Source organism: Actinoplanes sp. NPDC051388 (genome assembly GCF_055586225.1).
Window position 1 is genome coordinate 26338 of the sequence record NZ_JBVJIP010000006.1, and the last position, 25892, is coordinate 52229.

The 25892-nt window shown below is 69.9% G+C and carries 24 protein-coding genes; 6 read left to right on the plus strand and 18 right to left on the minus strand.

The window, feature by feature from the left end:
- Positions 1-304 precede the first annotated feature (304 nt).
- The 3 genes from ACZ6TI_RS16695 to ACZ6TI_RS16705 form a co-directional block, all read right to left on the minus strand.
- The gene (locus ACZ6TI_RS16695) at positions 305-478 is read right to left on the minus strand and encodes a hypothetical protein (RefSeq protein ID WP_465345944.1); all 174 of its coding nucleotides are present in this window, start codon (positions 476-478) and stop codon (positions 305-307) included.
- Positions 479-942: 464 nt separating this feature from the next.
- Entirely contained in the window at positions 943-1893 is a 951-nt protein-coding gene (locus tag ACZ6TI_RS16700; protein WP_465345945.1) for a cyclase family protein, read from the minus strand.
- 14 nt (positions 1894-1907) lie between these two features.
- Positions 1908-2495, minus strand: a complete 588-nt coding sequence (locus ACZ6TI_RS16705) for a TMEM165/GDT1 family protein (RefSeq protein ID WP_465345946.1) — start codon at positions 2493-2495, stop codon at positions 1908-1910.
- A 229-nt stretch (positions 2496-2724) separates the two neighbouring features.
- Here ACZ6TI_RS16705 and ACZ6TI_RS16710 point away from each other — a divergent pair, with 229 nt between their 5' ends.
- Positions 2725-3690: an NAD(+)/NADH kinase gene (locus ACZ6TI_RS16710; protein WP_465345947.1), complete on the plus strand. Its 966-nt coding sequence runs from the start codon at positions 2725-2727 to the stop codon at positions 3688-3690.
- Here the strand turns inward: ACZ6TI_RS16710 and ACZ6TI_RS16715 are convergent.
- Together ACZ6TI_RS16715 and ACZ6TI_RS16720 are read right to left on the minus strand one after the other, a co-directional pair.
- Entirely contained in the window at positions 3650-5206 is a 1557-nt protein-coding gene (locus ACZ6TI_RS16715; RefSeq protein WP_465345948.1) for an alpha/beta hydrolase, read from the minus strand. The two genes, ACZ6TI_RS16710 and ACZ6TI_RS16715, sit on opposite strands and share 41 nt — an antisense overlap.
- Positions 5207-5320: 114 nt before the next feature.
- Complete coding sequence (locus ACZ6TI_RS16720) at positions 5321-6517, minus strand: MFS transporter (protein ID WP_465345949.1); 1197 nt, start codon at positions 6515-6517, stop codon at positions 5321-5323.
- A gap of 80 nt (positions 6518-6597) precedes the next feature.
- Between ACZ6TI_RS16720 and ACZ6TI_RS16725 the strand changes: the two genes are divergently transcribed.
- Entirely contained in the window at positions 6598-7218 is a 621-nt protein-coding gene (locus ACZ6TI_RS16725) for a TetR/AcrR family transcriptional regulator (RefSeq protein WP_465345950.1), read from the plus strand.
- A 30-nt stretch (positions 7219-7248) separates the two neighbouring features.
- Here the strand turns inward: ACZ6TI_RS16725 and ACZ6TI_RS16730 are convergent, their stop codons facing one another.
- A complete protein-coding gene (locus tag ACZ6TI_RS16730; protein ID WP_465345951.1) occupies positions 7249-7680 on the minus strand; it encodes a MarR family winged helix-turn-helix transcriptional regulator in 432 nt (143 codons plus the stop codon).
- A gap of 130 nt (positions 7681-7810) precedes the next feature.
- Here ACZ6TI_RS16730 and ACZ6TI_RS16735 point away from each other — a divergent pair, with 130 nt between their 5' ends.
- On the plus strand, positions 7811-8302 hold the full coding sequence (locus ACZ6TI_RS16735; protein WP_465345952.1) for a hypothetical protein: 492 nt from the start codon (positions 7811-7813) through the stop codon (positions 8300-8302).
- A gap of 4 nt (positions 8303-8306) precedes the next feature.
- Here the strand turns inward: ACZ6TI_RS16735 and ACZ6TI_RS16740 are convergent, their stop codons facing one another.
- Complete coding sequence (locus ACZ6TI_RS16740; RefSeq protein ID WP_465345953.1) at positions 8307-8873, minus strand: DUF6642 family protein; 567 nt, start codon at positions 8871-8873, stop codon at positions 8307-8309.
- 277 nt (positions 8874-9150) lie between these two features.
- Between ACZ6TI_RS16740 and ACZ6TI_RS16745 the strand changes: the two genes are divergently transcribed.
- Together ACZ6TI_RS16745 and ACZ6TI_RS16750 are read left to right on the plus strand one after the other, a co-directional pair.
- Positions 9151-10035, plus strand: coding sequence for a hypothetical protein (locus ACZ6TI_RS16745; RefSeq protein WP_465345954.1), 885 nt, complete (start codon positions 9151-9153; stop codon positions 10033-10035).
- Positions 10036-10108: 73 nt separating this feature from the next.
- Complete coding sequence (locus tag ACZ6TI_RS16750) at positions 10109-10714, plus strand: LuxR C-terminal-related transcriptional regulator (protein ID WP_465345955.1); 606 nt, start codon at positions 10109-10111, stop codon at positions 10712-10714.
- Between the two features lie 68 nt (positions 10715-10782).
- Here ACZ6TI_RS16750 and ACZ6TI_RS16755 read toward each other — a convergent pair whose 3' ends face one another.
- From ACZ6TI_RS16755 to ACZ6TI_RS16785, 7 genes are all read right to left on the minus strand, one after another.
- Positions 10783-11304, minus strand: a complete 522-nt coding sequence (locus ACZ6TI_RS16755) for a hypothetical protein (RefSeq protein ID WP_465345956.1) — start codon at positions 11302-11304, stop codon at positions 10783-10785.
- An 807-nt stretch (positions 11305-12111) separates the two neighbouring features.
- Positions 12112-13626 (minus strand): APC family permease, encoded by a 1515-nt coding sequence (locus ACZ6TI_RS16760; protein ID WP_465345957.1) that lies wholly within the window; start codon positions 13624-13626, stop codon positions 12112-12114.
- 84 nt (positions 13627-13710) lie between these two features.
- On the minus strand, positions 13711-14700 hold the full coding sequence (locus tag ACZ6TI_RS16765) for a zinc-dependent alcohol dehydrogenase family protein (protein ID WP_465345958.1): 990 nt from the start codon (positions 14698-14700) through the stop codon (positions 13711-13713).
- A complete protein-coding gene (locus tag ACZ6TI_RS16770) occupies positions 14697-15548 on the minus strand; it encodes a carbohydrate ABC transporter permease (protein WP_465345959.1) in 852 nt (283 codons plus the stop codon). The genes ACZ6TI_RS16765 and ACZ6TI_RS16770 overlap by 4 nt, the downstream gene beginning before the upstream one ends.
- On the minus strand, positions 15545-16486 hold the full coding sequence (locus ACZ6TI_RS16775) for a carbohydrate ABC transporter permease (protein ID WP_465345960.1): 942 nt from the start codon (positions 16484-16486) through the stop codon (positions 15545-15547). Before ACZ6TI_RS16775 ends, ACZ6TI_RS16770 begins: the two co-directional genes overlap by 4 nt.
- Before the next feature lie 65 nt (positions 16487-16551).
- Positions 16552-17913, minus strand: coding sequence for an ABC transporter substrate-binding protein (locus tag ACZ6TI_RS16780; protein WP_465345961.1), 1362 nt, complete (start codon positions 17911-17913; stop codon positions 16552-16554).
- An 80-nt stretch (positions 17914-17993) separates the two neighbouring features.
- Positions 17994-18755 (minus strand): DeoR/GlpR family DNA-binding transcription regulator, encoded by a 762-nt coding sequence (locus tag ACZ6TI_RS16785; RefSeq protein WP_465345962.1) that lies wholly within the window; start codon positions 18753-18755, stop codon positions 17994-17996.
- Between the two features lie 319 nt (positions 18756-19074).
- Between ACZ6TI_RS16785 and ACZ6TI_RS16790 the strand changes: the two genes are divergently transcribed.
- Positions 19075-21315, plus strand: coding sequence for a putative bifunctional diguanylate cyclase/phosphodiesterase (locus ACZ6TI_RS16790; RefSeq protein WP_465345963.1), 2241 nt, complete (start codon positions 19075-19077; stop codon positions 21313-21315).
- Positions 21316-21517: 202 nt separating this feature from the next.
- Here ACZ6TI_RS16790 and ACZ6TI_RS16795 read toward each other — a convergent pair whose 3' ends face one another.
- The 4 genes from ACZ6TI_RS16795 to ACZ6TI_RS16810 form a co-directional block, all read right to left on the minus strand.
- Positions 21518-22486, minus strand: a complete 969-nt coding sequence (locus ACZ6TI_RS16795) for a CU044_5270 family protein (protein WP_465345964.1) — start codon at positions 22484-22486, stop codon at positions 21518-21520.
- Positions 22483-23010, minus strand: coding sequence for an RNA polymerase sigma factor (locus ACZ6TI_RS16800; RefSeq protein ID WP_465345965.1), 528 nt, complete (start codon positions 23008-23010; stop codon positions 22483-22485). The genes ACZ6TI_RS16795 and ACZ6TI_RS16800 overlap by 4 nt, the downstream gene beginning before the upstream one ends.
- A 43-nt stretch (positions 23011-23053) precedes the next feature.
- The gene (locus ACZ6TI_RS16805; RefSeq protein WP_465345966.1) at positions 23054-25162 is read right to left on the minus strand and encodes an MMPL family transporter; all 2109 of its coding nucleotides are present in this window, start codon (positions 25160-25162) and stop codon (positions 23054-23056) included.
- Positions 25163-25236: 74 nt separating this feature from the next.
- Entirely contained in the window at positions 25237-25881 is a 645-nt protein-coding gene (locus ACZ6TI_RS16810) for a response regulator (RefSeq protein ID WP_465345967.1), read from the minus strand.
- Positions 25882-25892: the final 11 nt, after the last annotated feature.

Genomic DNA, 25892 nt, shown 5'->3' on the forward strand with positions numbered 1-25892 from the left:
AGGCAAGCCATCGGCCTGGGCGCGCAATGTCTATGGGCGATCCGCACAGTGTATGCACCCCTTGTCACCAGGGAGAAATGCGTGCGACCCGCTTCCTCAAAGGAAGCAGAGCAAGCACACGCCATCCACGATCCAAAGGCGGCGCATGCCGTCGATTCCCCACAGGCAGCACAGCAAGTAGACCGCACCACTCCCTGAAACGAGCGGAGCAAGGCGGTCCTGCTCAGGGTGTTGCGTATATATGTGTGCAGAGCAAAGGGCACGCGACCGCTTCCTCAGAGGAAGCAGAGCAAAGGGCGCGGGGTCAGCGGCGTCGGCGGATCATCCAGACCGTGTAGAGGCCGGCCACCGCGAGCAAGGCCGCAGTGATGTCCAGGCCGCTGAGCAGCGCGAACAGCGCGAGGATCGCGCAGAGCACGGCCACCACGGCTAGCAGGCCCAGGCCGGTGGAATGCCGGGACTCGTCGACCTCGGCCATCAGCGCCACCAGGTCGCGGCGGGCTTCGAGGTCGTTCGGGTCCTGAATCAGGCGGTCCAGGAGGGTCCGCCTGCGCGCGGCGCGGTCGGCGGTCGCCCCGTCGGACCGGCCGTCGTCGGCAGCGAGCCGACCCGCGGCAAACCGACCCGAGGCGGACCGACCCGCGGCAGACCGGCCCGAGGCAGACCGGCCTGCGGCAGGCCGCCCGAGGGCAGGCGAGCTCGAGGCGGAGCGGCCGGCGGCAGGCCAGCCGGTTCCGGGAGAGCCCGAGGCGGAGCCAGCGCCGGCGGGAGGATCCGTGCCGGGGCGGCCTGCGGCCGCGTGGTCCATGGCGGCGCGGGCGGCGGCGGGAGGGTCTGCGCCGGGGTGCGCAGCGCCGGGCACGGACCAGTGCGCCGCGGCTCGGCTGGCTGCGCTTTGGCGCGGGGCGGAAGGGTGGGCGGGGGGTTCAGGGTGATCGGGGGTCACTCGCCTGCTGTCGGCAGCCAGCCGCCGGACCTGAGGTGATCGTGACTCTCCGTGGCTGGGACTGCAGCGTAGGCGCGGACCGGGAAGGTGCCGAAAGCGGCTACCCGCGGGGGTGCGGCGGTGAAGCGGGCTCCGGATGGTGGGAGTTGTTCCAGGCCGGTCAGGTGTTCGCAGATCGGGATGCCCGCGGCCAGCAGGACGCTGTGTGCCGGGCGGCGGCCGGCCGCTGCCGGGGAGATGTCGTCGATGTTCACCGAGTCGATGCCGACCAGGGTGGCGCCGTGCTCGGCCAGCCACGTTGCGCCGGCTTCGGTCAGGTAGGGGGCGTCCACGGCGTAGGCGGGAGTGGCCCAGTGCCGGTCGCCGCCGGTGTGCAGCAGAACCGCTCGGCCGGCGACCGCCAGGGATTCCAGGGCGGGGACGTCCACGCCGCGCGGGCCGTCGGTCGCGCGGACCACCACGGCCGGGAGGTCGGCGAGCTTTTCGAGTGGCAGGCCGGCCAGGTCGGTGCCGTCGCCGTAGCGGTGGAACGGGCTGTCCACGTAGGTGCCGGTGTTGCCGACGATGGTGATGCGGCCGATCGAGAACTCGGTGCCCTCGGCGTAGTTGGCTCGCGAGTCTGCCCTGGTCAGGTGCTCGGAGATCTCCGGGCCGGGCAGACCTGGGTACGTGATCAGCCCGTCCCCGATCACGTGGCTCAACTCGGTCAGGCGCACGGCAGGCGGCGAAGAATGCGCAGGCGACGACGAGGAAGAGGCGTACACCCGTACCGAAGAGATCTGCACCTGGGTGACCGACCGCAAGCCGCACGCGGCGACGAAGAGTGAGCCGATCTCGGCCTCTGTGACGTCGCTGCGGGGTATGTCCAGGCGGAACGCGCGGGCTTGGAGGGCCCCGCCGTCGCTCAGCGTGACCTTGGCGTCGAATTCTGCTCGGAACTCCTGCATGACGGCCCCCAGAGTCAGGTCAGCTCGACGACCGCCTCGACGAGCAGCCAGATGCCGAAGATAGCGAACAGGGCCGCGGCGCCGTATTTGATGGCCTTCTCCGGCAGGTGCCGCCCGAGCAGCCGACCGACCAGGATGGCCAGCGCGTCGGCGGCGACCATGCCGACCGTCGAGCCGACCCAGGTGCCGAACCAGCCATATTGGGTGGCCAGCGTGATCGTGGCCAGCATCGTCTTGTCGCCGAGTTCGGCCAGGAAGAACGCGCCGCCGACGGCCAGGATCGCCGAGCCGGTGGAACGTTCCGCCTTGGTCTTCTCCTCGTCGGTGAGCTTGTCGCCGCGCAGGGTCCAGGCGCCGAAGGCGAGAAAGGCGATGGCCGCGACCAGCGAAATCCAGCCGGTGGGCAGGGCGGCGCCGAGGCCGTATCCGACACCGACCGAGACCAGATGCACCACCGCGGCGGCGATGGTGATGCCGATCAGCACCGGCCAGGTTTTGAAGCGGGTGGCGAAGGTGAGCGCCATGAGCTGGGATTTGTCACCCAGCTCGGCGACGAAGATGACCGCGAAGCTGACCGCGGTCGCCACCAGGAAGCCGTCCATGAAGTGCCCTTTCCGGACTCACACCGGATCAGGGGCTCCTCGGTCTGTGCCGGGGCGACCTCGACCCGGCACACGATCAACCGAGCCGAAAGTCTCGTCCGCCTCCGATCGAGGCCGCGCGGCCGGAAGCCAGAAGCGCTTCAGTGTGTCGACCCACGCCGTTGAGGACTACTCCCCTTCGCGCTGCCAGACTACCGCGCGATCATGGCCGCCTGGCTAGGGTGGTGGTGTGACTCACGGACCTGGGGTGGACACGGTCGGGCTGGCCCTGCACCCGACGAAGCCGGTCGGCGAGTCGATCGCCACGATCCTGGCCTGGGCCGGCACGCACGGCGCCAAGGTGCTCGCCCGCGAGGCGGACGGCAGCCGGGTGCCCGCCGGGGTGGAGGTGGTGTCCGACGCGGAGTTCGTCGCCCGGGTCGGCGGCCTGGTGGCGCTGGGCGGTGACGGCACCATGCTGGGCGCGATGCGGCTGGTGGTCGATCGGCCGGTGCCGGTGCTCGGGGTCAACCACGGCAACCTGGGATTTCTGGTCGAGGTCACGCCCGGCGGGCTGAGCGCGGCGCTGGAGCAGCTGGCCTCCGGCGACTTCACCATCGAGCAGCACGGCTGCCTGGTGGCCGACGCCGGGCGGGTCGAGCTGGGCACGCGGTTCGGTTTCAACGACGTCGTGCTGGCCCGGCTGGGTCGCACCGGCGCGGTCTCCGTCGACCTCGCGGTCAATGATCAGCAGTACGGCTACTACAAATGCGACGCCGTCGTGCTGTCCACACCGAACGGCTCCACGGCCTACAACTATGCGGCCGGCGGCCCGGTGCTCTCCCCCTCGGCAGCCTGCACGGTGATCACCCCAGTCGCGCCGATGGCCGGGATCAGCCGCGCGGTGGTGCTCGGCGCCGGCGACCACGTGTCGCTGACCATCTCGCCGGACAGCGCGCCGGTCGCGGTCGACGTGGACGGCACCGCCGCCGGCGAGTTGGCGCGCGACGACCTGCTCACCGCCCGGCTGCGGGTGGACGCCGCCCAGGTGGTGCGGCTCTCCGCGGGCGCGCACGCCAGCCGCAGCCGAGTGAAGCTCAGCCTGCTCGACCTGCCGCTGCGCCGGGATCAACTGCTCGAGCTGATCCCGGCGGAGCTGCGTCAGAGTGCCGAGCTCAGCGCACGCCGACTCTCGTCTGAAGGTCCGCTCTACTGAGCGCGGCACGCTTCTCGTCGACCGAAGGCACCGGCGGCGCCAGCGGCTTGCACTTCAGATCCGACGTGTTCGCCTTGACCCGCTTGGGCAGGCTGCCGTCCTTCAGATAGGCCGCGACCGCGTTGTCCACGCACATGTTGCCGAAGAGCGACCCGGCGTGCGTGGTGCCGCCGACGCCCTCGACCAGCGCCGACTGCGGGAACCGCTTGCGCACCTCGAGGCTGCCGCTGAACGGTGTCGCCGCGTCCAGCGTCTCGCTGATCAGCAGCACCGGCGGCGCCTTGGCCCCGGTCACCGCGACCGGCGTGCCGGGCTTGGCGGCCCAGGTGCGGCAGGGCGCGTTGTACCAGGCGTTGGCCCAGGTCTCGAACGGCGCCTGCTGGTGCACCTTGGCGTTGTCCTGCTGCCACGTCGCCCAGGACTTCGGCCACTTCGCGTCGGTGCACTGCACGGCCAGGTAGACCGCGTACCCGTTGTCCGCGCCGTCCTCCTGCGGGTTGCCGTCGTCGTAGAGCGCGCGCAGCGGCTTGGGGTTCTTGTCGTTGACATAGGCGGCGAACGCCTCGGCCACCGACTGCCAGCCGAACACGTAGTAGCCCGCCTGCAGGAACACGTCGGTGAACTCGGCCGGGCCGAGCACCCCGTCGGCCGGCTTGGCGTCCACTTTGGCCAGCGTCGCGTAGTAGAGCTTCTCCACCGCCGGGCCGGTTTTGCCCAGGTGGTAGACCTTGTCGTGGGCGGCCAGCCAGGCAAAGTAGACCTTCATGTTGCGGTCGAACGCGATGTCCTGGTCGAAGTTGGCCTGATACCAAACGCGACCCGGGTCGACGTTGCCGTCCAGCACCATCCGGCTCACCCGCTGCGGGAACATGGTGGCGTAGACCTGGCCGAGATAGGTCCCGTACGAGAAGCCGTAGAAGTTGATCTTCTCGGCGCCCAGCGCGTGGCGGATGGCGTCCATGTCGCGCACGTTGTCCACGGTCTTCAGATGGTCGAGCAGCGGCCCGCCCGCCTGGGCACAAGCCTTGGCATAGCCTTTCGTGCGCTTGAGCCACGCCTTCTCGACGGCCGGCGTCGACGGAACGTAGGCCGGCCGGTCGTAACCCGTGTAGGCGCCGTCGCAGCTCAACGACGGCTGAGAGGAACCAACACCCCGAGGATCAAAACCGATCCAGTCGTACGCCGCCCCGGCCCCGTCCGGCACGAACTCACCGAGCGCCGACAGGACGAGCCCGGAACCGCCGGGACCGCCCGGGTTCACCAGCATCACGCCCTGGTAGTCCTTGGCCGTGTGCTTGATCCGGGACACCGCGAGCTTGATCGTGGCGCCCTTGGGCTGGGCATGGTCCCGTGGCACCGTGACGAACCCGCACTCCGCCTTGCGCGACGCCAGCGCCTGATCCGTGCACTTGCCCCAGGCGATCCCCTTGCCGGCGACCACGTCCCTGCCACGGTCGTCCTCGGCCCAGGCGCTCGCGGTGACCGTGGCACCGGCCACAGTCAGGCCGAGCGCCACGGCAACCACCACAACTCTTCGCATTCCGTCCCTCTCGTCGCGTTTCGCCCCATATGGTCGGGGGTCGCGCGACGGATGACGGCCGCCCACGCCGCGACACGGGCGAATTGCGACTTACGAGGCAGCCCGAGCGCGCTGGGCGACCAGCGCGGCGGCGGCCAGCGCGGCCACCACGATGCCGTAGACCAGCGCGGTCACGTGCAGCCCGACGGCCGTGGCCGCCACGCCGGCGATCACCGCCGGGACGCTGAACGCCACGTACGCGATCACCAGCGAGACCGCCAGCAGTTCGCTGCGCTCGTCGGGCGCGGCCAGCGACGACAGCGTGCCGAACGAGGCCAGCGCCGCGGCGCCGAAACCGATGCCGGAGATCACCGTGCCACCGGCCGCCAGCAGCACGTCGCCCAGCTCGACGCCGGCGATGCTCACCACCGTGCCGATCAGCAGGCCGGCGCCGGCGATGGTGAGCACCCGCGCGGCCGGCGTGCGGCGCAGCGCGAACGAGGTGATCGCGCCGGTGCCGCAGAGCAGGGTGATCACCAGGCCGCCGATCAGGTGGCTGCTCAGTCCCAGCTCGCCGGCCGACACCGAGGGGCCGAGCGCGAAGTAGAGGCCGCCGAGGGCCCAGCTCGCCACGATGATCGGGCTGATTGCGAGCACGTCGGCGCGCAGCCGGGACGGCACGCCGAGCCGCGGCTTGAGCGACGCGCGCAGGCCGGGGCGGCGGATCGCGGTCTCCGGCATCCACGCCACCACCAGGGCGGCGAGCAGCATGCCGAGCAGCAGCAGGGCCCAGACCAGGTGGGTGGGCTGGGGCGCGTACTGCACCAGGGCGCCGCAGCCGAGCGCGCCCACCGCCAGCCCGGAGACCGGCGCGATGCCGTTGATCAGCCCGGCCCGGCCGGGTGCGTGCGGCGGATTCAGGTCGATCAGCGTCGCGCCCAGCGTGGTGATGGCGGCGCCCGTCGCGATGCCCTGCAGCAGCCGGGCGAGCAGCAGCACGGCGACGTTGCCCGCGGTCAGGAACAGCGCCATCGACACGACCTCGAGGGCGATCGCCGCGCCGAGAACCGGTCTACGCCCGATATGGTCGGAAAGTCCGCCAAGTACCAGTAAGGTGGCGGTCAGACCGAGCACGTAGATCGCGAAGATCACCGTGAGCACGCCTGCGGAGAAGTCCCACTGGGACTGATAGACGACGTAGAGCGGACTCGGCGCGGCGGACGCGGCCATGAACATGATCAGGATCGCGGCAGTCGCGACGAACGGCAGCGACGATGTCGCCCTGCGGTCCTCGATGGTGGTGGACAAAGTTCCTCCTCGACACGCCGCACAGACAGGTCTGTCTGAATCCAGGACACTAGACAGGTCTGTCTGTTATCGTCAACGGCATGTCAGCTGGATCACTCACCGCCGTCGCTCCGACCACCGCCGTGGCTCCGACCACCCAGCCCAAGCGGGCGCCGGCCCGGGAGCGACTGCTTGCCGCGGCCGATGAGCTCTTCTATGCCGAGGGCGTGCACACCGTCGGCATCGACCGGGTCATCGATCGGGCCGGGGTCGCCAAGGCCTCGCTCTACAGCACCTTCGGAAGCAAGGACGGCCTGGTCAAGGCCTATCTCGAGGGCAGGCACGAGCGGCGCCGCGCGCGCCTGCTCGCGGGCCTGGCGAAATACGCCGACCCGCGCGAGCGGCTGCTCGGCATCTTCGACGTGATGGCCGACGTCACCGATCAGCCGACGTTCCGGGGCTGCGCGTTCTACAACGCCTCCGCGGAGTCGCCGAGCGGCGGGCCGGTGCAGGAGGTCGCGGACAGCACCCGGGCCTGGACCCGCGGGCTGTTCGTGGAGCTGGCCCGCGACGCCGGCGTCCGCGACCCGGAGGCGCTGACCGAGCAGCTCGTGCTGCTCTATGACGGCGCGATGGTCGGCTCGCGGATGGATCACCGGCCGGGCTCGGCGGCGACCGCCAAAGCGATCGCCGCCACCCTGATCGACAGTCAGCTCGACTGATTGCCGCTCGCCGCCGGGGTGGGCGAGTCTTTACCGTTCAGTGATCAGGTCGCTCAGCCGTTCCACCGCCGGCAGCGCCGCCAGCAGAGCGTCGTGGTCGGCCTCCGGGAGCTGCGCGAGCAGAGCGGACAGGGCCTGGGCGCGGCCGTCGCGGCGGCGGGCCACGGCGGCCCGGCCGGCCTCGGTGATGGTGACCACCACCGCGCGGCCGTCGGCCGGATCGCTGTCGCGCCGGGCCAGGCCGTCCTTCTCCAGGCGGGTGATCAGCTGGGTCATCGCGGGCTGCGAGACACCCTCCGGTACGTACAGCTCGCTGAGCCGATGTGGCCCCGAACGCTCGAGCCGGCGCAGTGTCGACGCGGCGGTCAGACTCAGCTCCTCGCGCGGCGTCAGGCGGCGGAGCACCTCGGAGAAGCGCTCGAAGCCGGCGATGATCCGCGCGTGATCCGGGGCGATCTCCATGGCCACTGGCTGCACTCCTGATGTATATCACTGGCTTATGCAGTCCTGGCGGGTGTGACGATGACCATCCACCCCGACGCGCCACGGCGCGATCCCCCGAGATGCGTGACGGCACTGTCACCATGCGCTGATGGATACGTGGTTGCATCCGCAGTTGGGTACGACCACTCGCGACGGGCAGGCGCCGCGGGCATACATGGCGGCGCTGCGACACGTCGCCGTCACGCTGGACGCCGACCCCGCCTGGCGCCGTTGGTGGCAGGATTCCGGCATGGCGGCGTGTGAGCTGGGCATCGTCGCCGAGGACCGCCTTGATCATCTTCGCCCGAGCGCCGACATCCGCAAGGCGGGCGACCGGGTGCGGGCAAATTTCACCAGCGCGCCACCGGTCGCCGGCGGCGGGGACATCGTGGGCTTGGCGACGGCCGAGTTGACCGGCATGTTCGAGGTGATCCGGGAGGCGATCGGGCTGACCGCGCTGCCGCCGGTCCCGCCGGTGCCGGAGCTTCCGGCCCGGCCCCAGGACCTCGAGGTGACCGCCCGGCCGCTGTCCGGCGACACCCGCGGGCCGGACCAGCAGGGCTACCTGACACTGACTCAGATCCAGGAGTTCTTCGGCTGACGGGTCAGGCCGCATAGATGACCCGGAAGCCCAGGTGGTCGGCCAGGGTCCGCCAGCGCGCCGAGTGCATCAGGCGTTCCAGGCTGTCCACCCGAGCGCCGTTGACCAGGGTGTCCAGCACCAGAGTCTCGAGGGCGGCGCTCTCGATCCAGTCGATCTGCTTCGTGTAGCCGCAGAGCATCGTGGCGCCGGTCTCGTGCAGGAACTCCTGGAGGTCGCCGTTGGGGGCGCGCAGGATCGAGCAGGCGCCGAAGTAGAGCTTCTTGCCCGCGCACCGGCCGGACATCCAGCCGGCCACTTCGTCCAGCTCCACCGTCTGCTTGCCGGTCAGGCAGAGCTGACTCGGGTTGCCGTGCATGGCGAAGAAGCCGACCTTGAAGGTCGCGTAGCGGCGGGTCAGCCACGTTTCCAGGTAGTGGTGCAGCTCGTCGGGGGTGGCCGTGTCCCGGTGGATGAATCGGATCCGGCCGAGCCTCTCCAGCAGTTCGAGCAATGGCAGCACCGAGCCCTGCCGGGTCAGATCGTCGTCCCACTGCCCCTCGACACAGAACACCCCACCGGCGCGCGCCATCCACCCTCCCCCATGCCGAACACGCGACCTTAACCCGTGCGGCGGTCCCACGCCGATGTCCCACAGTTCGACCTGCCGAACCTGGTTCTCGGCGCGAAAGACAGCGCCCGTTCACCGACGACGGCCGCGGGCTTCCGCAGAACTACGAGGAGATGACCCGAGCCATCCTGGCCGTGGGCAACGGCGAGGCGATCCACAGCCCGGCGTCGGCGTCGCCGCCGCCACTCCGGCGGACCTGATGAGTGTCAGCTTGCCCGCAGTGGGTACCGCAGGTTGGATGCGGAGCGCGAGCGTGCGAGGAGGGGACGATGCGGCCGGGGAGACTCGGCGCATTGTTCGCCTGCTCGTTCTGCTTGGCGTAGCCGTCGCTGCGTTCTTCGTGCTGAGCTTCTTCGACCACGCGGCGCGGGCCGATTCGGGGGCGAACGACCAGCCGATCAAGCAGAGCGGTGTGACGGATCAAGTCGCATCGATCAAGACCGTGGCCGGGGGAGCCGGCAAGGTGGTCTCGAAGCAGAAGTCGGTTCGGCCGAAGGCGAAGGCTCGCTCACAGCGGAGTCACCGGCCGACGGTGAAGGTGGCTGAGGTTCGGCCGCCGAGAGCTCATCTGGCGAACAAGAAGATCGACACCTCTCGGCACAAGCGAACGGCGGCCATCCGGCAGACGTTGACGGATCTGCCGAAGGCCGAGCTGCCCGCGTTGCCGCAGCTACCCTCCTTGCCGCCGCCGCAGACCGAACTGCACGCGTTGCCGCAACTGCCTGTGTCGCTACAGCCCGGCCTGGTTCCGGCGCCGACGCTGAGCGGAGTCACGGCGCCGGCGATTCCGCCTCTGGCACAGCTTGCACCGCCGGTGCCCGCGCAGATTCTCCCGCTCCCGCAACCGCCGGCTCCCGCGCCTGCGTCCGATGTGTCAGACGTGGCCAAGCCGCCGGCACCGTCGGCTCACCCCGGTTCAGCGCCGCTCCCCGCGTCGCCGAGGCAGCCTGTCGACCGCTCGATTTTCACCGGGCAAGCGCGTGACTCCGGTGGCGGCAACTCCCCCGCGATGGGCACCGTCTCGTCGTCGTGGCGGCCTGACGCGGCGGCCGCCGGCCATCGCCTGGCCACTGATCTCCGCGCCTGCGGACGCATCGTCCGCTACGCGGGTCCTCCCAGCTGAACGACCTCCCACCGGAATCCGGCCGGCACCACTTGGTGCGGCCGTAGCGAAGACCTGGCTGGGAGGCCGAATCGTGATCCGCATTCTGCTCATCGAACCCACTAATCTGCTCCGCGGCGCGCTCGCCGTGACGTTGTCCCTGGAGGAAGAACTCGACGTAGTCGCCGAGCTGGGCGACCTCGACCAGTCGCTGGACATCGCCCGCGCGGTGCGGCCGGACGTGGTCGTGGTCAACATCGCTCTGCTGGCCGGCGACGGTCTGGCTACGATCACCCGGCTCACCGCCGAGCTGCCGGATTGCGCGGTCCTGGCGCTGGCCGGCCCGGACGAGTCGGCACTGCTCGGTCAGGCGCTCGAGCTGCGTGTCGGCGGGGTCGTCAGCACCCAGGCCGCGCCGTGTGAGCTGGTCCGCGGCATCCGCCTGCTGGTGCAGGGCGAACGGGTCATCGACGCGGACCTGGCCGTCGCGATGGTGGCGGCCCCGCGAAGTCCACTGTCCGCGCGCGAGCTCAACGTGCTGAGCGTGGCCGCATCCGGCGTGCCGTCCAACGAGGTCGCCGCGGAGCTGCACCTGAGCACGGGCACCGTACGCAACTACATCTCGACGATCCTCCGCAAGACCGGTGCCCGTAACCGTTTGGAGGCGGTCCGCCTGGCCGAGGGCGCCGGCTGGCTCTGACCAGACGGCGACGCAGCCGCACCATGGCGGGGTGCGGCTGCGTCAGTCTGCTGGTCAAGCTGGACGGGTCACGGCTGGCCGAGCAGAGCCAGGATCGAGTTCAGCAGGGCGGCCAGTCCACCGGCGGTGGGGTTGCCGTCGAGCAGGTGGACGATCGCGCACAGCAGGTTGCCGAGCAGGTTGCCGGGCGCTGCCACCGCGTTGATCAGGAGGTTCACCCGGTTCAGGTCGATCGTCAGGCCGAGCAGATCGAGGTGCAGCGGCCCGAGGACCAGGTGCAGCACCTGGCACGTCGCCGCGGCGATGGCCGCCGGCGCGCTGATGTTGCGGGTGACGGTGCCGACGGTGTCGCCGTCGGCGTCCTTGACCGTGCCGGTCAGCACGCCGTTGGCCACCAGCTGCCCGTTCTGCTCCATGAAGGACGTCGGGGTGAAGGCGCCGTCGAAGGAGCCGTTGTCGCCCGTACCGGTGACCGGTGTGGTGAGGGCGGTGACCGGCGCCGCGGCCGCCTGGGGGCTCGGGGCGGCACTGGCCACGCCCGGGCCGGCGAGGGTGAGTCCCATCGCCGCGAGCACCGTAAAGACGATCATCGTTAGTCGTTGCCGATGCGTCATCGTTCCTCCTGCTGAATGATCCGTCTGGCTTCTGCTGTCATCGACAAGCCTCATCGCCGGCGCGCGCTCAACCCAGTGAGTGCTGTCATCGGCTGACGGTGAGTGGAGTCAGACGGACCGCTGACAATTGTCAGGTTTCGCCGGTCGACACCCTTCCACCTTCGGGCGGGCGCTCCTACGGCTACGGGCGCCTGGTGGCGCGCGGTGGAGATTCCAGTGGTCGGCGGCTCACCGCAGAGTTCCGCGTCGCTCCTCGCCGGACAGCAGATCAACGGGGACCAGCGCGCTAAAGCCTTTTGTTTCCGCGGGTAGGTAGTCATGCTGTGGGCCGCCCCGGGCCGGTAGGTGAGGCGATGAGGTGACCGTGTCCACGACCCCCTGCCGGAACGAGACAGACGTCGATTGCCCTTCGGGAACGTTTGCGTAATACCAGGTAATGGGCTCGGACCGCGGCTGCGGGCGCTCAGGCCGCGGCTGCTGTCGCCGGGGCAGACGCGCGAGCAGCCCACGCGGTTGCGGCGAGCTCACGTCGGTTGCCCTTTGGTAGGTAGCGAGGAATTCGTCGCGACTCATCGTGCTGAGCGGCGGTCCGATGAGTTCCACGACGTGATCGCACGTCATTCCCCGCTCGATGTTCAACACGAATCTGACCCCTCCGCCGGCACCCGGTCAGGCCGATCAGAGAGCCAGACTGTCGGGAGCCGTCGATATTACGACGGCGCCGCTGGGACATCGGCGATCGACAGGGAGTGGACAGGGGGAGCGGGGCTCGGGCCGGCGTGATCAGCTTTCGATGCGTTCGGGGCGGTGGGCTCCGGGCTGGCGTGGGCGCGGGACGGCCGGCGCCACCACCACCGCCGTGCCGCCCAGCCCGATCCCCGCATAGGTGATCGGGCTGATCGCTCGCAACGCCGTCCCGTAGGAAACGCCGAACAGCAGGCACAACGCATACGCCGACGGCACCGCTATCACCATGAAGTGACCGGCGTGGACGCCCAGCAGGTGGGGCAGGTTGGCGAACGCCAGGTAGGCCAGTGCGCCCAGCAGGACCGTGGCCAGGGCGGGAGCGACGAAACGCACCCAGGCGTTCTCGTCGTTGGGGGCTCGGTTGAGGAACAGCAGCGCGGCCAGCGACGTGGCCAGGATCAGCAGCAGGACGCCCAGCGCGCCGGCCGTCGTCAGCCACGGGTAGAGCTGGGTGAACGGGTCCCAGCCCGCCAGGTAGGCGCCGGTCAGGGCCAGCAGAGCGACCACACTCTGCGCCAGCGACGCCGTGAACGGGATCGAGGTGCGGGCGCCGGTGCGGCCCAGGCGGCCCGGCAGGACGCCCTCGCGGCCGAGCGCGAACGTGTAGCGCGCGATGGTGTGGTGCAGCGAGATCATCGCCGCGATCAGGCCGGTCAGCACCAGCACCCGGCCCAGCGTCACCGCCCACGGCGCCAGGCGCTCGCCGATCAGGTCGAACATCAGCTCGGCGCCGCGTCCCGCGGACAGGTTTCCGATCCGGCCGGGGCCGGCGGCCACGCTCAGTGCCCACGCCGAAAAGGCATAGAGCAGACCAAGGGCCAAAATCGACAGGTACGTGGCCCGCACGATCGACCGGCGCGGGCGCTGGGTCTCCTCGCCGTAGGCCGCGGTCGTCTCGACGCCGACGAAGCTGAACGCGGCGACCACCAGCAGCACGCCCAGCGCCGGACGGTCCAGCGTCGCCCAACCGGCGGGGGTGAGCGTGTCCAGAGTGACCCGGCCGCCGGCCGGTTCGAGCACGTTCGCCGCGCCGAAACCGGTGATCACCGCGACCTCGGCGAGCACCACCAGGGCGAGGATCGCGCCGACCCATTCGACGCGGAGGAGGCCGCAGAGCGTGACCACAATCCAGCAACCGCCCGCGACCGCCCACCACGGCGCGGCCACCCCGAACCAGCTGTCCAGCATCGGCGCGGCCGCGATGCCGACCGCGCCGTAGAGGCCGATCTGCAGGGCGTTGTAGGAGAACAGGGCCAGCCAGGCGGAACCGACGCCGATCGGCCGGCCGAGGCCGCGGGCGATGAACGAGTAGAGGGCGCCGGCGTTCGGCGAGCGGCGGGCCATCGCCGCATAGCCCACCGCGAAGAGCAGCAGGATCACGGCGGCCGCGGGGAAGGCCAGCGGTACGAACGGGATCGTGCTGTCCGCGTACCCGAAAGGGGTGATGGTCGTGACGACGGAGAGCGGAACGGCCGCGGCGAGGGCGACGAAGATCAGCGCCGGCGCGCCGAGCCGGCCGGCGGCGAGGGGGTGCGTCGCGGGCGGGGGCACTGCTCCATTCCACCCGTGGAGCAGTGCCCTGACAACCCGAAGTCACCAACGCATAACTGAAGGTGACAGAAATGACAGTCGCAACTACGGTTCGATCAGGATCTTTCGCCCGACGCCCTGGCGGAACTGATCGAGCGCCTCGGCATAGGAGTCGAGCGGGAACCGGTGGCTGACGAACACCGACGGGTCGAGCACGCCGGCCGCCATCAGCTGGCCGGCCCGGTCGAAGCTGTGCAGCACCGCCATCGACCCGGTGATGGTGATCTCGCGCCGATAGATGTCGTACGGCTCGATCTCCACCCGCGCGTCGTAGCCGGCCACCCCGAACTGCAGGAACGTGCCGCCGCGGCCGACCCGCCCGAGGCCGTCCCGGATCGCGGCGGCCACCCCGGTGCAGTCGATGACGATGTCCCAGCCGCGGGGCGCCTCCAGTTCGTCGGCGCTGGTCACCGCCGCCGTGCAGCCCAGCCGCTTAGCCGTCTCCAGCCGTTGCGGGTTGAGGTCCACGATGGACACCGTCGCCGCGCCGGCCCGCTTGGCGAGCTCCATCATCATCAGGCCCATCGTGCCGGAGCCGTAGATGAGGAAGTTGTCCGCCATGTTGCGGGGCAGCTGGTCGAAGCCGCGGACCGCGCAGGACAACGGCTCGATCAGCGCGGCGTCCTTGGCGGCCAGGTGCTGCGGCAGCGCGAAGAGGTTGGCCATCGGGGCCGCGACGAACTCCGCCGCTCCCCCGCTGACCGAGACCCCGATCGCGTTCCAGTTCTCGCACTGGTTGCCGCGGGCGCGTTTGCAGTAGTAGCAGTGCCCGCAGTACAGCGACGGGTCGACCGCGACCTGGTCGCCCACGGTGTAGCCGCTGACCGCCGAGCCCACCGCGACGATCTCGCCGGCGAACTCGTGGCCCGGCACGATCGGGAAGGCGGGCGCGAACTCGCCGTCCATGATGTGCAGGTCGGTGCCGCAGATCCCGACGGCGGCCGGCTTGACCACCACGTCGGTGGGTCCGGGCGCCGGGTCCGGCACCTCCTGGATCTCGATCGTGCCGGGTGTGACGACGACGGCTGCCCTCACTTGACGGCGCCCATCGACAGACCACGGACCAGCTTGTTCTGGGCGACCCAGCCGGCGATCAGCACGGGCAGCGAGAGCAGCGTGGCGGCGGCGGACAGGTCGGCGAGGAACGGTCCCCGGCCGGAGATGAAGCCGAGCAGGAAGATCGGCGCGGTGCTCGCGTTGGTGTCGGTCAGGTTGACCGCCAGGAAGAACTCGTTCCAGGTGAAGATGAAGCAGATCAGTGCGGTCGCCGCCAGGCCGGGCGCGACGATCGGCAGGACGATCTTGCGGATCGAGAGCACCAGCCCGGCGCCGTCGACCTCGCCCGCCTCCAGCACCTCCCGCGGCACCTCGAGCAGGAACGAGCGCATCATCCAGATCGCCAGCGGCAGGTTCATCGACGTGTAGAGGATGACCATCGTCCAGATGTTGTCCTTCATGCCGATCTTCACCGTCAGCAGATAGACCGGCAGCACGGCGGCCACCGGCGGCATCATCTTGGTGGAGATGAAGAAGAACAGCGCGTCGGTCCACTTCCGCACCGGCCGCAGCGACAACGCGTACGCCGCCGGGGTGGCCAGGACGACCACCAGCAGGGTGGAGAACACGCTGGCCATCAGCGAGTTCAGCAGGAAGGGCACGATGTTGCCGCCGAGCACCGTCTCGAAGTGCTCCACGGTCGGCGTGAAGATCCACACCGGCGGGTTGGTGGTGACGTCGTTGGACTGCTTGAACGCGGTCAGCACCATCCAGATGACCGGGAACACGAAGATGATCGCGGCGATCCAGGCGACCGCGCCCCAGACGCCGTTGCCCCACTGGCGGCGCTTCGCGGCGGGTGTCGCCGCCGCGGTGATCGTGGTCATCGGCCCTCCTCCACCTTGAACAGGCCCGAGATGACGCGCAGCGCGAAGTTCGCCACGATGATCGTCAGGATCACCACGACCACGCCGGCCGCCGAGGCCTCGCCGTACTCGTACTTGCTGAAAATGGTCTGGTAGATCTCGTACGGCAGGTTCGTCGTCGCCGTGCCCGGACCGCCCTGGGTGATGGTGAAGATCGCGTCGAACGTGTTCACCAGGTAGATCGAGCCCAGCAGCGCGCCCAGCTCCAGGTACTGCCGCAGGTGCGGCAGCGTCATGGTGGTGAAGATCCGCCAGGCGCCGGCGCCGTCCACCCGGGCCGCCTCGAGCACGTCGTTGCTCTGCGACTGCAGGCCGGCCAGCAGGATCAGCATCATGAACGGCGTCCACTGCCAGACCAGCACCGCGATGATCGTGGTCTTCGGGTAGGACGTGGTCCACGCCGTGTCGCCGCCGAAGACGCCGTTGATCAGGCCGTAGTCGGGGTTGAGGATGCCGTGCTTCCACAGCAGCGCGGCCGCCACCGGCATGATCAGGAAGGGCGTGATGAAGAACGTCCGCACGATGCCCCGGCCGAAGAACTTGCGGTCCAGCAGGATCGCGAAGAACAGGCCCAGGATGATCGAGAAGATCACCGCGCCGGCGGTGAGGAGCACCGTGTTCAGCAGCGCCGACCGCAGCCGGTCGTCGGTGAGCACGGTGACGTAGTTGTCGATCCCGACGAAATCCCGCACGCCCGGCCGGAGCGCGTTCCAGCTCAGGGTGGAGTAGTAGATGGTGAACAGGAACGGCAGCTGGGTGACGATGATGGCGAAGATCAGGGCCGGCAGGAGCGGTGCGCGGCGCGACCAACGTTCACCGGCGCTGCCTTTGACGGACGGGGGGCTGCTGGGGGGCGGGGTCTCGGTCTTCTCGTCCGCCCGGGGGATGACATCGGTCATCGGAAAAGAGCCTTCCTGTTGTGGCGCGCCGCCGCCGGACTCACGTCCGGCGGCGGCGGTTGGCCCTACTTGTATTTCGCCGCCACGTCTTCGGCGAGTTTCTGACCGTCGGCTAGTGCCTGGTCGACCGTCTTGCTGCCGGCGATGGCCGCGCTGACCTCCTGCGAGGTCTTCGTGCCGAGGTCGGCGAACTCGGGAATGCCGACGAACTGCACGCCCAGCGCGGGCCGCGGCTGCAGACCCGGGTTCTGCGGGTTGGCGTTCTCGATCGACTTCAGCGTGATGTCGGCGAACGCCTTGGCCGATTCCTTGTACTCCGGGATGGAGTACGTCGAGGTGCGCTTGCCGGACGGCACCCGCGACCAGCCGAGGTTCTTGCCGACCAGCTGCTCGTAGTCCTTGCTGGTCGCCCAGGAGATGAACTTCCAGGCGTTGTCGGCCTTCTTGGTGGTCTTCGGCATGGCCCACGCCCACGTCCACAGCCAGCCGGAGTACTCGGTCTTGTTCACCGGCGCGTACGCGTAACCGACCTTGCCGGCCACCTTCGAGGCGCTCGGGTCCTCCAGCGTGCCGGCCGCCGAGGTGGCGTCGTACCACATCGCCGCCTTGCCCTGGCCGAACGTGTTCAGGCACTCGGTGAAGCCGGCCTGCGGGGCGCCGGACTCGCCATAGTTCTTGACCAGGTTCACGTAGAAGTCGGTGGCCTCCTTGAACTCGGGCGAGTTCACCTTCGGCGTCCAGTCCTTCTCGAACCAGGTGCCGCCGTACGTGTTGACGACGGTGGTCAGCGGGGCGAACAGCTCACCCCAGCCGGGCAGGCCGCGGAGGCAGATGCCGGCCACGTCGCCCTTGTTCAGCTTCTGGGCGAAGTCGGCGACCTGCGCCCAGGTCGGCTTCTCCGGCATGGTGAGGCCGGCCGCCGCGAAGAGGTCCTTGTTGTACATGAGGAAGGACGACTCGCCGTAGAACGGCGCCGCGTACATCTTGCCGTCGTCACCGGTCAGCGACGTCACCATCGGCTTGAGCAGGTCGGCCTGGTCGTAGGCGCTGTCCGCCGCGGCCTGGGTCGACAGCTCGTGCAGCCAGCCGTTCTTGGACCAGATCGGCACCTCGTACGCGCCGACGGTGGCGACGTCGTACTGACCGCCCTGGTTCGCGACGTCCTGGGTCACCTTGTCGCGCAGTTCGTTCTCCGGCAGGATCGTGAACTTCACGGTGATGCCGGTCTGCTTGGTGAAGTTGTCGGCGGTGAGCTTCTGGATGTCTTCCATCTGCGGGTTGCCGACCATCAGAGCGGTGATGGTGTTGTCGCCGCCCTCGGTGCCCCCGCCGCCGGTCGAACCGGCGCCCGAGCAACCGGAGAGCACGAGCGAGCCGGCCATTGCGCCGGCCAGCACGAGCGACAGTTTCCTACCTGGTTTCTGCACGGCAGATCCTCCGTTTTAAGAAATGCACGATTCAACCGACCTGAAGACTATTTGCCGGTGTGGTGACGCGTGTTGCGTTTTTAGACTCGGATCACTTGTGGCCCGAGCCGTGAATAGCGATGCGCCTCGGACGCCGGGAGGCCGGTGTCCGTGACCAGTGACTCGAAATCCGATATCTCGGCGAATCGGCAGAACGTGCGTACGCCGAACTTGGTGTGAATGCCGGCGAAGATGCGCCGGCGGGCCGCGCGCACGGCTTGCGTCTTGACGTCGGCCACCGCGGGGTCGGGCGTGGTGAGGCCCACCTCGCGGGAGATCCCGTTGGCTCCGACGAACGCCAGGTCGAGGACGAAACCGGCCAGCATGGTGCTGGCCCAGTGATCGACCGTGGCCAGTGTGCGACCCCGGACCCGGCCCCCGAGCAGCAGCACCGTGACCGGCGAGTTGGTGGACAGCCAGGCCGCCGTGTTCAGCGAGGCGGTGACCACGGTGAGCGGACGGTCGGTGGGCAACGCCTCGGCGATCAGCTGCGGCGTGAAGCCCTCGTCGATGAAAATGGTTTCGGCATCGCCGATGAGTGCGACCGCGGCCGCCGCAATTCGACGCTTCTCGGGAACCCCGCGCGTGGTGCGCATCGCGAGGTCGGTTTCAAATTTCGCGGTCTCCACCGGGTACGCACCGCCATGCGTGCGCCGGAGCAGACCGTGCTTTTCGAGCAATCGCAAGTCACGACGGATGGTCTCGGCTGAAACGGTCAGCTCGGTAGACAGTTTGGCGACGTCGACCTCGCCTTGCCGCCGAGCCAGAGTGACAATCTGGTGTTGCCGCTCGTCCGCATTCAACCCGCACCTCCGGCCGCCACTGCAGGCGTTTTTCGTGCCGCGCCTGCCGTGGACCATTTGTAACACCGGCGAAACGTGTGGTCCCCGTCACAGCCTAAGCAACTTTGTTGTGTCCTTGCCCGTTTTCCGGCAACCGCGACACCCTTGATATCGTGCCAGCGCGACACGAACCAGGATGAAGGTCATGACCGATTGCCCGGAAAGCGTGCCCGAAGCATGCCCGGTGGTGTGAGAGCGGTCCAAGCGGTCGTGTCCGAACGGTCATCGCCGAGGGCCGGAAGCACTCAGGTTCCGCGATCGCCCGCCGACCTCTTGAACCGTGGCGCTCGCAACCCAGCAACTGACGGAATTCCTGTCCGTCGTCGCCGACCGGCCCTCGGGACCGGCCGCGCAGCACGCTGCCGTCGAGTGCGCGGCTCTCGCGCTCGAGGCGGAGATCGCGGTGCTCGTGGTGGACGGCGCGGTGACGGCCGCGGTCGGGATTCCGGCCGACCTCGTGTCCGCACACGATCTGACCGAGATCGCCTCCGGACGGCGCGGCACGCTGGAGATCGGCGGCGGCACCCATGCGGTGACCTTCGCCGAGATCGGGGGGCTCGCGGCCGGCGTGCTGGTGCTGGCCCGGCGCGGCCCGGCGTTCAGTGCGGAGGAGATCTGTCTGCTCCGCGGCATGGCCCGGGTGCTCGAACTGAGCCTGCAGGCGCTGGAGGTCATCGAGTCGGAGCGCCGGCACGCGGCCGAGAACGGCCGCCTGGTCGACTCGCTGCACGAGCGTGAGCGCCTCTTCGAGCAGCTCTCCGCGATCCAGCGGGCGATCGCGCGCCGAGCGCCGCTGCAGCAGATCCTGGACACCGTCACGGCCGGTGCCGCCGAGCTGCTGAACGTCGCCTTCGCCTGCCTCGCCCTGCTGGAGCCGGACGATCCCTCGGTGGCCAGCATGGTCTCCGGGATCGGCATCTCGGCGGCGGCGCAGGCCGGGCTGACCCGCGTGCCGCTGCCCTCGGCGGGTGTGTCCGGGCTGGCCATCATGGGCGACGAGCTGGTCGCGGTGGAGGACTACGACGGGTCGCCGATCGCGGTCCCGGACATCGCCGTGCACGGGATGAAGGCCGTGATGGCGGTGCCGGTGCACGAGAACGGCCGGGTGGTCGGCGCCCTGGCGGTCGGCTCCTACGACGCCGGGCGCGAGTGGGACAAGCCGTCGCAGGACGTGCTCAAGGCGTTCGCCGAGCACGTCAGCCTCGCGGTCACCGACGCGAAGACGCTGGAGGCGATGAACCAGGCCTTCCACGACTCACTGACCGGTCTGGCCAGCCGGGCGCTGTTCACCACCCGAATGGAGAAGGCGTTCGCCGGCACGCCGCACGGCGTGGCCGCCCTCTTCGTCGACCTGGACCGGTTCAAGGTGGTCAACGACTCGCTCGGGCACGCCGCCGGCGACCAGCTGCTGCAGGGCGTCGCCGAGCGAATCCAGCAGTGCCTGCGCAAGGGCGACACCGCGGCCCGGCTCGGCGGCGACGAGTTCGCCGTGCTGCTGCCCTCGGTGAGCAGCGTCGAGGAGGTCGTGCCGGTGGCCCAGCGCATCCTGGACGCGATCCGCGAGCCGTTCCGCCTGGGCGGCAAGGAGACCTACGTGAGTTCCAGCGTGGGCATCGCGTTCGCCGAGACCGGTGAGCACGACGCCGAGGAGCTGATGGTCCGCGCCGACCTGGCCATGTACCAGGCGAAGAAACAGGGCAAGGACCGCTTCGAGATCTTCCAGCCGGCCCTGCAGGACGAGTTCCAGGCCGCCCTGCAGATGGAGGCGGACCTGCGCCGGGCCATCGTGCGGCACGAGTTCCAGCTGCGCTACCAGCCGATCGTGCACCTGCGCACCAAGGAGATCACCGGGCTCGAGGCGCTGGTCCGCTGGGAGCACCCGGATCGCGGGACGATCCCGCCGCTGGACTTCATCCCGCTCGCCGAGGAGACCGGCATGATCGTGCCGATCGGCGAGTGGGTGCTGCGCGAGGCGTGCCGGCAGGCGGCCCGGTGGAACGAGCGCCGCGACGCCCCGTTGACGGTCAGCGTGAACCTCTCCGCGGTGCAGCTGGACCAGGGCAACCTGCCGGCCCTCGTGGGCGCGGTGCTGGCCGACAGCGGCCTGGCGCCACAGCTGCTGGTGATCGAGCTGACCGAGAGCCTGCTGGTCGACCATCGGTCCAGCACGCTGCGGCAGCTCGAGGGGGTCAAGGCCCTCGGCGTACGCCTGGCGATCGACGACTTCGGCACCGGATATTCGTCGCTGGCGTACCTCCGCCGGTTCCCGGTGGACATCATCAAGATCGACAAGTCGTTCGTCGACGACGTCGGCGACGAGCCGACCGCGGCGGCGCTCACCCTGGGCATCATCCAGCTCGGCCAGGCGCTGCACCTGTCCACGATCGCCGAGGGGATCGAGGACGCCGACCAGCTTTCCGAGCTCACCGACGGGAACTGCGAGCTGGGTCAGGGATACTACTTCGCCGAGCCGCTGACCGGCAGCGCCATGGGTGAGCTGCTGTTCCCCGGAGAAGAGTGAAGGACCGCTCACTCTCGCGTAGTGCTGCGTAACGATTCGCTGTGATGCATGATCTCGATGATCGTCATCCCTCGGCCATCACCTACTGTGGACCCCTCGGTGCTTGCCGCCCGTCCGCGGCGTGCACCGGCGAGACCACGCACCAACTCCGGACCGGCCGGGGTGGAGGCCGCCACCTCCGCCCCGGCCGCCGGTCTGCCGCCTACTTCGGTGGGATCGCCGCGTGGTCGCTGACCAGGTAGGACTCATAGCCGATCACCGACGGGATCGGCACTCCGAGCTTGCCGGCGCTCGTGGTGAGCATCTGCTCGTGGCCGAGCGCCACGCCGGTCGCCGGGTCCACGATCAGCGTGTATCGGGTCATCAGGCCGCTGTAGTCCGAGTCCAGCGAAAACGCCTGCCCGACCCGCCCGGCCCGATCCTCGACCTCGCCGTTCGCGGTCAGCCCCGGCTGCTGGGCCAGCACCCTCAGCACCGCCGCCAGTTCGGCCGGGGTCAGCACCCGCTCGCGGATGAGGTCGGTGACCGCGGTCATCACCTCGGCCGGGCCGTTCTCCGGCGGGTGACCGATCGCCAGCCACTTCTTCGCGGCGTCCGTGCCGGTCGGCGGCCGGTCGTTCCCGGCGGGCCACATCCCGGCCAGCTTGCCGGGTCCGTGGTCCAGGCGGCGCGTGGTGTCGCCCTCGGTGATCGCCTCGACACCCGAGTTGTCCGGCCGGCGCCACACCTCGATCTCCTGGACGAACGTCGCCGAATAGCCCTGGCGGGCGTCGGTGTACAGGTACCAGCCTTTGCGTTTCAGGTGTTCCGGCAGCCCGCTCGGCGAAAACGGCCGGGCCGCCGCGGCGTCGGCGATCTTCTCCAGCCGGGCCCGCGCGCCCTGCTCGCCGTCGAACGACGCGTAGGACAACATCGCCGGGGTCATGCGATAACCCTCGCCGGGTTTCTTCTTCTCCCGCGGCAGCACGGCGACCACCCCCGCTCCGACGGCCGCGGCCCCCGCGCCGGCCAGAACCCACCGTCGGCTCACCGGGTTCTGCCGCACTCGCGCCGGCCGCGTGGCCAGGATCCCGGCCAGCGTGTCGACCCGCGTCTCCAGCCCCGGCCCGGTCTCCCCGGCCGCCGGATCCAGCGGCTGCCACTGCCGGCGCAGTTCATCGGCGGCGTTCATGATGTGCTCCCTTCGGTGACATCGCGGAACAGCCACGACCCCTGATCGGACGGGACCGGCCGGAGCCGCCGCCGCATCCGGTTCACCCGCATCGCGACCGTGGTCCGGCGCAGGCCGAGCACCGTCGCCGCCTCCCGCACGGACAGCCCCTCCCACGCGATCAGCCGCAGAATCTCCTGGTCGCGAGGCTCGAGCCGGTCGAACTCGGCGGCCAGCGCCACCCGGTCGACCACGTGCTCGGCGTGATCCGGCCCGGTCTCGTGCAGCAGCCCGGCCCGCTCGGTGAGCCGCACCGCGCGCTGCCGGCCGCGGATCTCGTTGGCCAGCACGTTGCCCGCGGTGCGATAGAGCCACGGCAGCGCGGCGTCCGGCGGCACGTCGGCGAATCGCTGCCAGGCCGCGAGGAAGACCCTGGCCAGCACGTCGGCCAGGTCCACGTCGGGCGCGCGGCGACGTACGAAGCGCGCTACCGAGTCGTAGTGCGCCTCGTACATCGCGGTGAACCGTTTCTCGGAGTCGTCCATGCCATCCCCTCCCACTGGCATGTGTCCGCCACCGAGGAAAGTGTCACGCCCGCGCCAGTTCGCGCTCCTCCTCGGTGTCGACGGCCGGCGCCGAAGTGGTCGCGACGTCGTGGCTGATCTCGGGCAGCCACCGCAGCCAGCGCGGCAGCCACCAGTTGTGCTTGCCGAGCAGCGCCATCACCGCGGGCAGCAGCACCGCGCGGATGATCGTGGCGTCGAGCAGCACGGCCGCGGCCAGGCCCACGCCGAGCTGCTTCATCGAGACGATCGGCAGCGTCGCGAAGAGCCCGAAGATCACCACCATCACCACCGCGGCGCTGGTGATCACGCCGGCCGTGCCGCCGATCCCCTCGGCCACCGCCTGCCTCGTGGGCAGGCCGCGGTCGTGGCCCTCGCGGATCCGGCTGAGCACGAACACGTGGTAGTCCATGGACAGGCCGAAGAGTGTGATGAACAGGAACAGCGGCAGCCAGTTGGTGATGCCGCCGGCCGGGGTGAAGTCGAGCAGCGACGTGAAGTGGCCATATTGAAAGACCCAGACCAGCATTCCGTACGCGGCGGCCACGCTGAGCAGGTTGAGCACCAGACCGGTCAGTGCGATCACCACCGACCGGAACGACACCAGCAGCAGGATGAACGCCAGGCCGAGGACGAAGCCGAACACGTACGGGACGCTGTCCTCGAGCTGGTTGTTGAAGTCCAGGTCACGGGCCGTGTCGCCGGTGACCAGGGCGCCCGGCAACACCCCGGGCGCCGTTGCGCGCAACTCCTCGACGGGCAGCCGGGACGGGATGATCGCCACGGTGCCGGCCGGGTTCACGCGTACCTCGCCCTCGGGGGAGAGCCGAGCCACCGCGGCGTCGAACGCCGGCCCACTCACCGTGCCCCGCACCACCACCTCGGCCGGGCCCACCCGGGCCGGGAACGCGTCGCGGGTGGCCAGTCCCGCGGCCACCACCGGCTCGCCCGGCGAGAGGTCGTCGATGCCCTCGGCCTTGGTGCGCAGGTCGAAGACCGGCAGCGCCAGCGTGACCAGCACCGCACCGGCGGCCAGCGCGGAGAGCAGCGGCCGGGCGAGAGCCACCCGGACGATCGCGCGCCACACCCGGTTGTCGTTCCGGCGGCGATAGCGACCCGGGATCTTGACCGCGTCGACCCGGTCGCCGAGCAGCGACAGGATGGCCGGCAGCACGGTCAGCGAACCCAGTACGGCGGTCGCCACCACCAGGATGGTGCCGGTCCCGAAGCTCGCGAAGGTCGCGTCCTGGGTGAAGTACATGCCGGACATCGCCACCACCACGGTCAGGCCGGAGATCCACACCGACCGGCCGGACGTCTGCGCGGCGACCACCAGCGCCCGTTCCGGATCGGCGCCGGCCCGCCGCTCGTCACGTTCCCGCCGGATGTAGAAGAGGCAGTAGTCCACGCCGACCGCCAGCCCGAGCACCAGCATCACGTGCGTGGTGGCGTCCACCGCCGGCACCGCCCGGCTGGCGAAGGCGAGCAGGCCACCCGCGGCGATGATCGCGGTCACCGCCAGCGCCACCGGCAGCAGCGCCGCCACCAGCGCGCCGAACGCGACCAGCAGGATGCCCAGGGTCAGCGGGATGCTCAGCAGGCCCAGCGTGGTGAGCCCGCTCTCCAGCTTGTCGTCGATCAGCAGGTCGGCGCTGGCCGGGCCGCTCTCGGCCACGTAGAGCTCCGGATGCGCGGCCTGCACGCCGGCCACCGCGTCCAGCGCGGGGGCCACCCTTTCCTTGGCGGTGTCCGGGTCACCGGGCAGCGTGAAGGTGACCAGCGTGGACTGCCCGTCCGGCGAGACGATCGGCTCGCCCGGCGTGCCGAGGCCGTTCAGGGCGGCGGCGACCTCCGCGGCGACGTCCTCGCGGTCGCCGGGGGTGCCGCGCTGGATGATGACCATCTCGGTGGCCGGTTCGATCGGGAAGCCCGCGTCCGCCACGATGCGGTCGGCCCGGGCGGAGTCGCCGTGGCCCTGATCGGCGTCGGTGGCCGAGATCGTGCCGACCTGTCCACCGAGGACGCTGGCGGCCACCACGAAGGCGAGCCATCCGAGGATGGCGAGGGTGCGATGACGTGCGCTCCAGACCGCCGCGCGGGCGGCCAGACCCTTTATCTGCCTTTGCTTCTGCATGACAGAGACGCTAGGAACTGCGCTGCCCGGACTCGATCCGGCGAGCAGGCCGGTCCGTAGTAGGGCTACCCCTACTAACCCTGGAGATAGGCCAGGACCGCGAGCACCCGGCGGTGCTGCTCGTCGTCCGGCGGCAGGTCGATCTTGGTGAAGATGTTGCGGATGTGCTTCTCCACCGCGCCGTCGGTGACCACCAGCTTGCGGGCGATCGCGGTGTTCGACCGGCCCTCGGCCATCAGCGCCAGCACTTCGCGCTCGCGGGGCGTCAGGCTCCGCAGTGGATCGTCGCGGCGGCGGCGCACGAAGAGCTGGGACACCACCTCCGGGTCCAGCACCGTGCCGCCGCCGGCCACCCGGGCCAGCGTGTCGAGGAAGTCGGCGACCTCGGAGACCCGGTCCTTCAGCAGATAACCCACCCCGCCGGCCCGGTCGGCCAGCAGGTCGTCGGCATAGGAGACCTCGACATATTGCGAGAGCACCAGGATCGGGCTGCCGGGCACCCGGGACCGGGCCTCGACCGCGGCCCGCAGACCCTCGTCGGTGTGCGAGGGCGGCATGCGAACGTCCACGATGGACACATCGGGCTTGTGCTCGACGACCGCGTCGACCAGGGCGGGACCGTCGCCGACGGCGGCCACCACCGTGTGCCCGTTCTCCTCGATGAGCCGCACCAGGCCCTCGCGGAGCAGCACCGCGTCGTCGGCGATCACTACACGCATGCCGCCATACT

Excerpts from the sequence above, each read along its gene's own strand:
- ACZ6TI_RS16695 (WP_465345944.1), bottom strand. The coding sequence starts at position 478 with ATGGCCGAGGTCGACGAGTCCCGGCATTCCACCGGCCTGGGCCTGCTA.
- ACZ6TI_RS16700 (WP_465345945.1), bottom strand. The coding sequence starts at position 1,893 with ATGCAGGAGTTCCGAGCAGAATTCGACGCCAAGGTCACGCTGAGCGAC.
- ACZ6TI_RS16705 (WP_465345946.1), bottom strand. The coding sequence starts at position 2,495 with ATGGACGGCTTCCTGGTGGCGACCGCGGTCAGCTTCGCGGTCATCTTC.
- ACZ6TI_RS16725 (WP_465345950.1), top strand. The coding sequence starts at position 6,598 with ATGTCAGCTGGATCACTCACCGCCGTCGCTCCGACCACCGCCGTGGCT.
- ACZ6TI_RS16730 (WP_465345951.1), bottom strand. The coding sequence starts at position 7,680 with ATGGAGATCGCCCCGGATCACGCGCGGATCATCGCCGGCTTCGAGCGC.
- ACZ6TI_RS16735 (WP_465345952.1), top strand. The coding sequence starts at position 7,811 with ATGGATACGTGGTTGCATCCGCAGTTGGGTACGACCACTCGCGACGGG.
- ACZ6TI_RS16740 (WP_465345953.1), bottom strand. The coding sequence starts at position 8,873 with ATGGCGCGCGCCGGTGGGGTGTTCTGTGTCGAGGGGCAGTGGGACGAC.
- ACZ6TI_RS16745 (WP_465345954.1), top strand. The coding sequence starts at position 9,151 with ATGCGGAGCGCGAGCGTGCGAGGAGGGGACGATGCGGCCGGGGAGACT.
- ACZ6TI_RS16755 (WP_465345956.1), bottom strand. The coding sequence starts at position 11,304 with ATGATCGTCTTTACGGTGCTCGCGGCGATGGGACTCACCCTCGCCGGC.
- ACZ6TI_RS16770 (WP_465345959.1), bottom strand. The coding sequence starts at position 15,548 with ATGACCACGATCACCGCGGCGGCGACACCCGCCGCGAAGCGCCGCCAG.
- ACZ6TI_RS16775 (WP_465345960.1), bottom strand. The coding sequence starts at position 16,486 with ATGACCGATGTCATCCCCCGGGCGGACGAGAAGACCGAGACCCCGCCC.
- ACZ6TI_RS16795 (WP_465345964.1), bottom strand. The coding sequence starts at position 22,486 with ATGAACGCCGCCGATGAACTGCGCCGGCAGTGGCAGCCGCTGGATCCG.
- ACZ6TI_RS16800 (WP_465345965.1), bottom strand. The coding sequence starts at position 23,010 with ATGGACGACTCCGAGAAACGGTTCACCGCGATGTACGAGGCGCACTAC.
- ACZ6TI_RS16805 (WP_465345966.1), bottom strand. The coding sequence starts at position 25,162 with ATGCAGAAGCAAAGGCAGATAAAGGGTCTGGCCGCCCGCGCGGCGGTC.
- ACZ6TI_RS16810 (WP_465345967.1), bottom strand. The coding sequence starts at position 25,881 with ATGCGTGTAGTGATCGCCGACGACGCGGTGCTGCTCCGCGAGGGCCTG.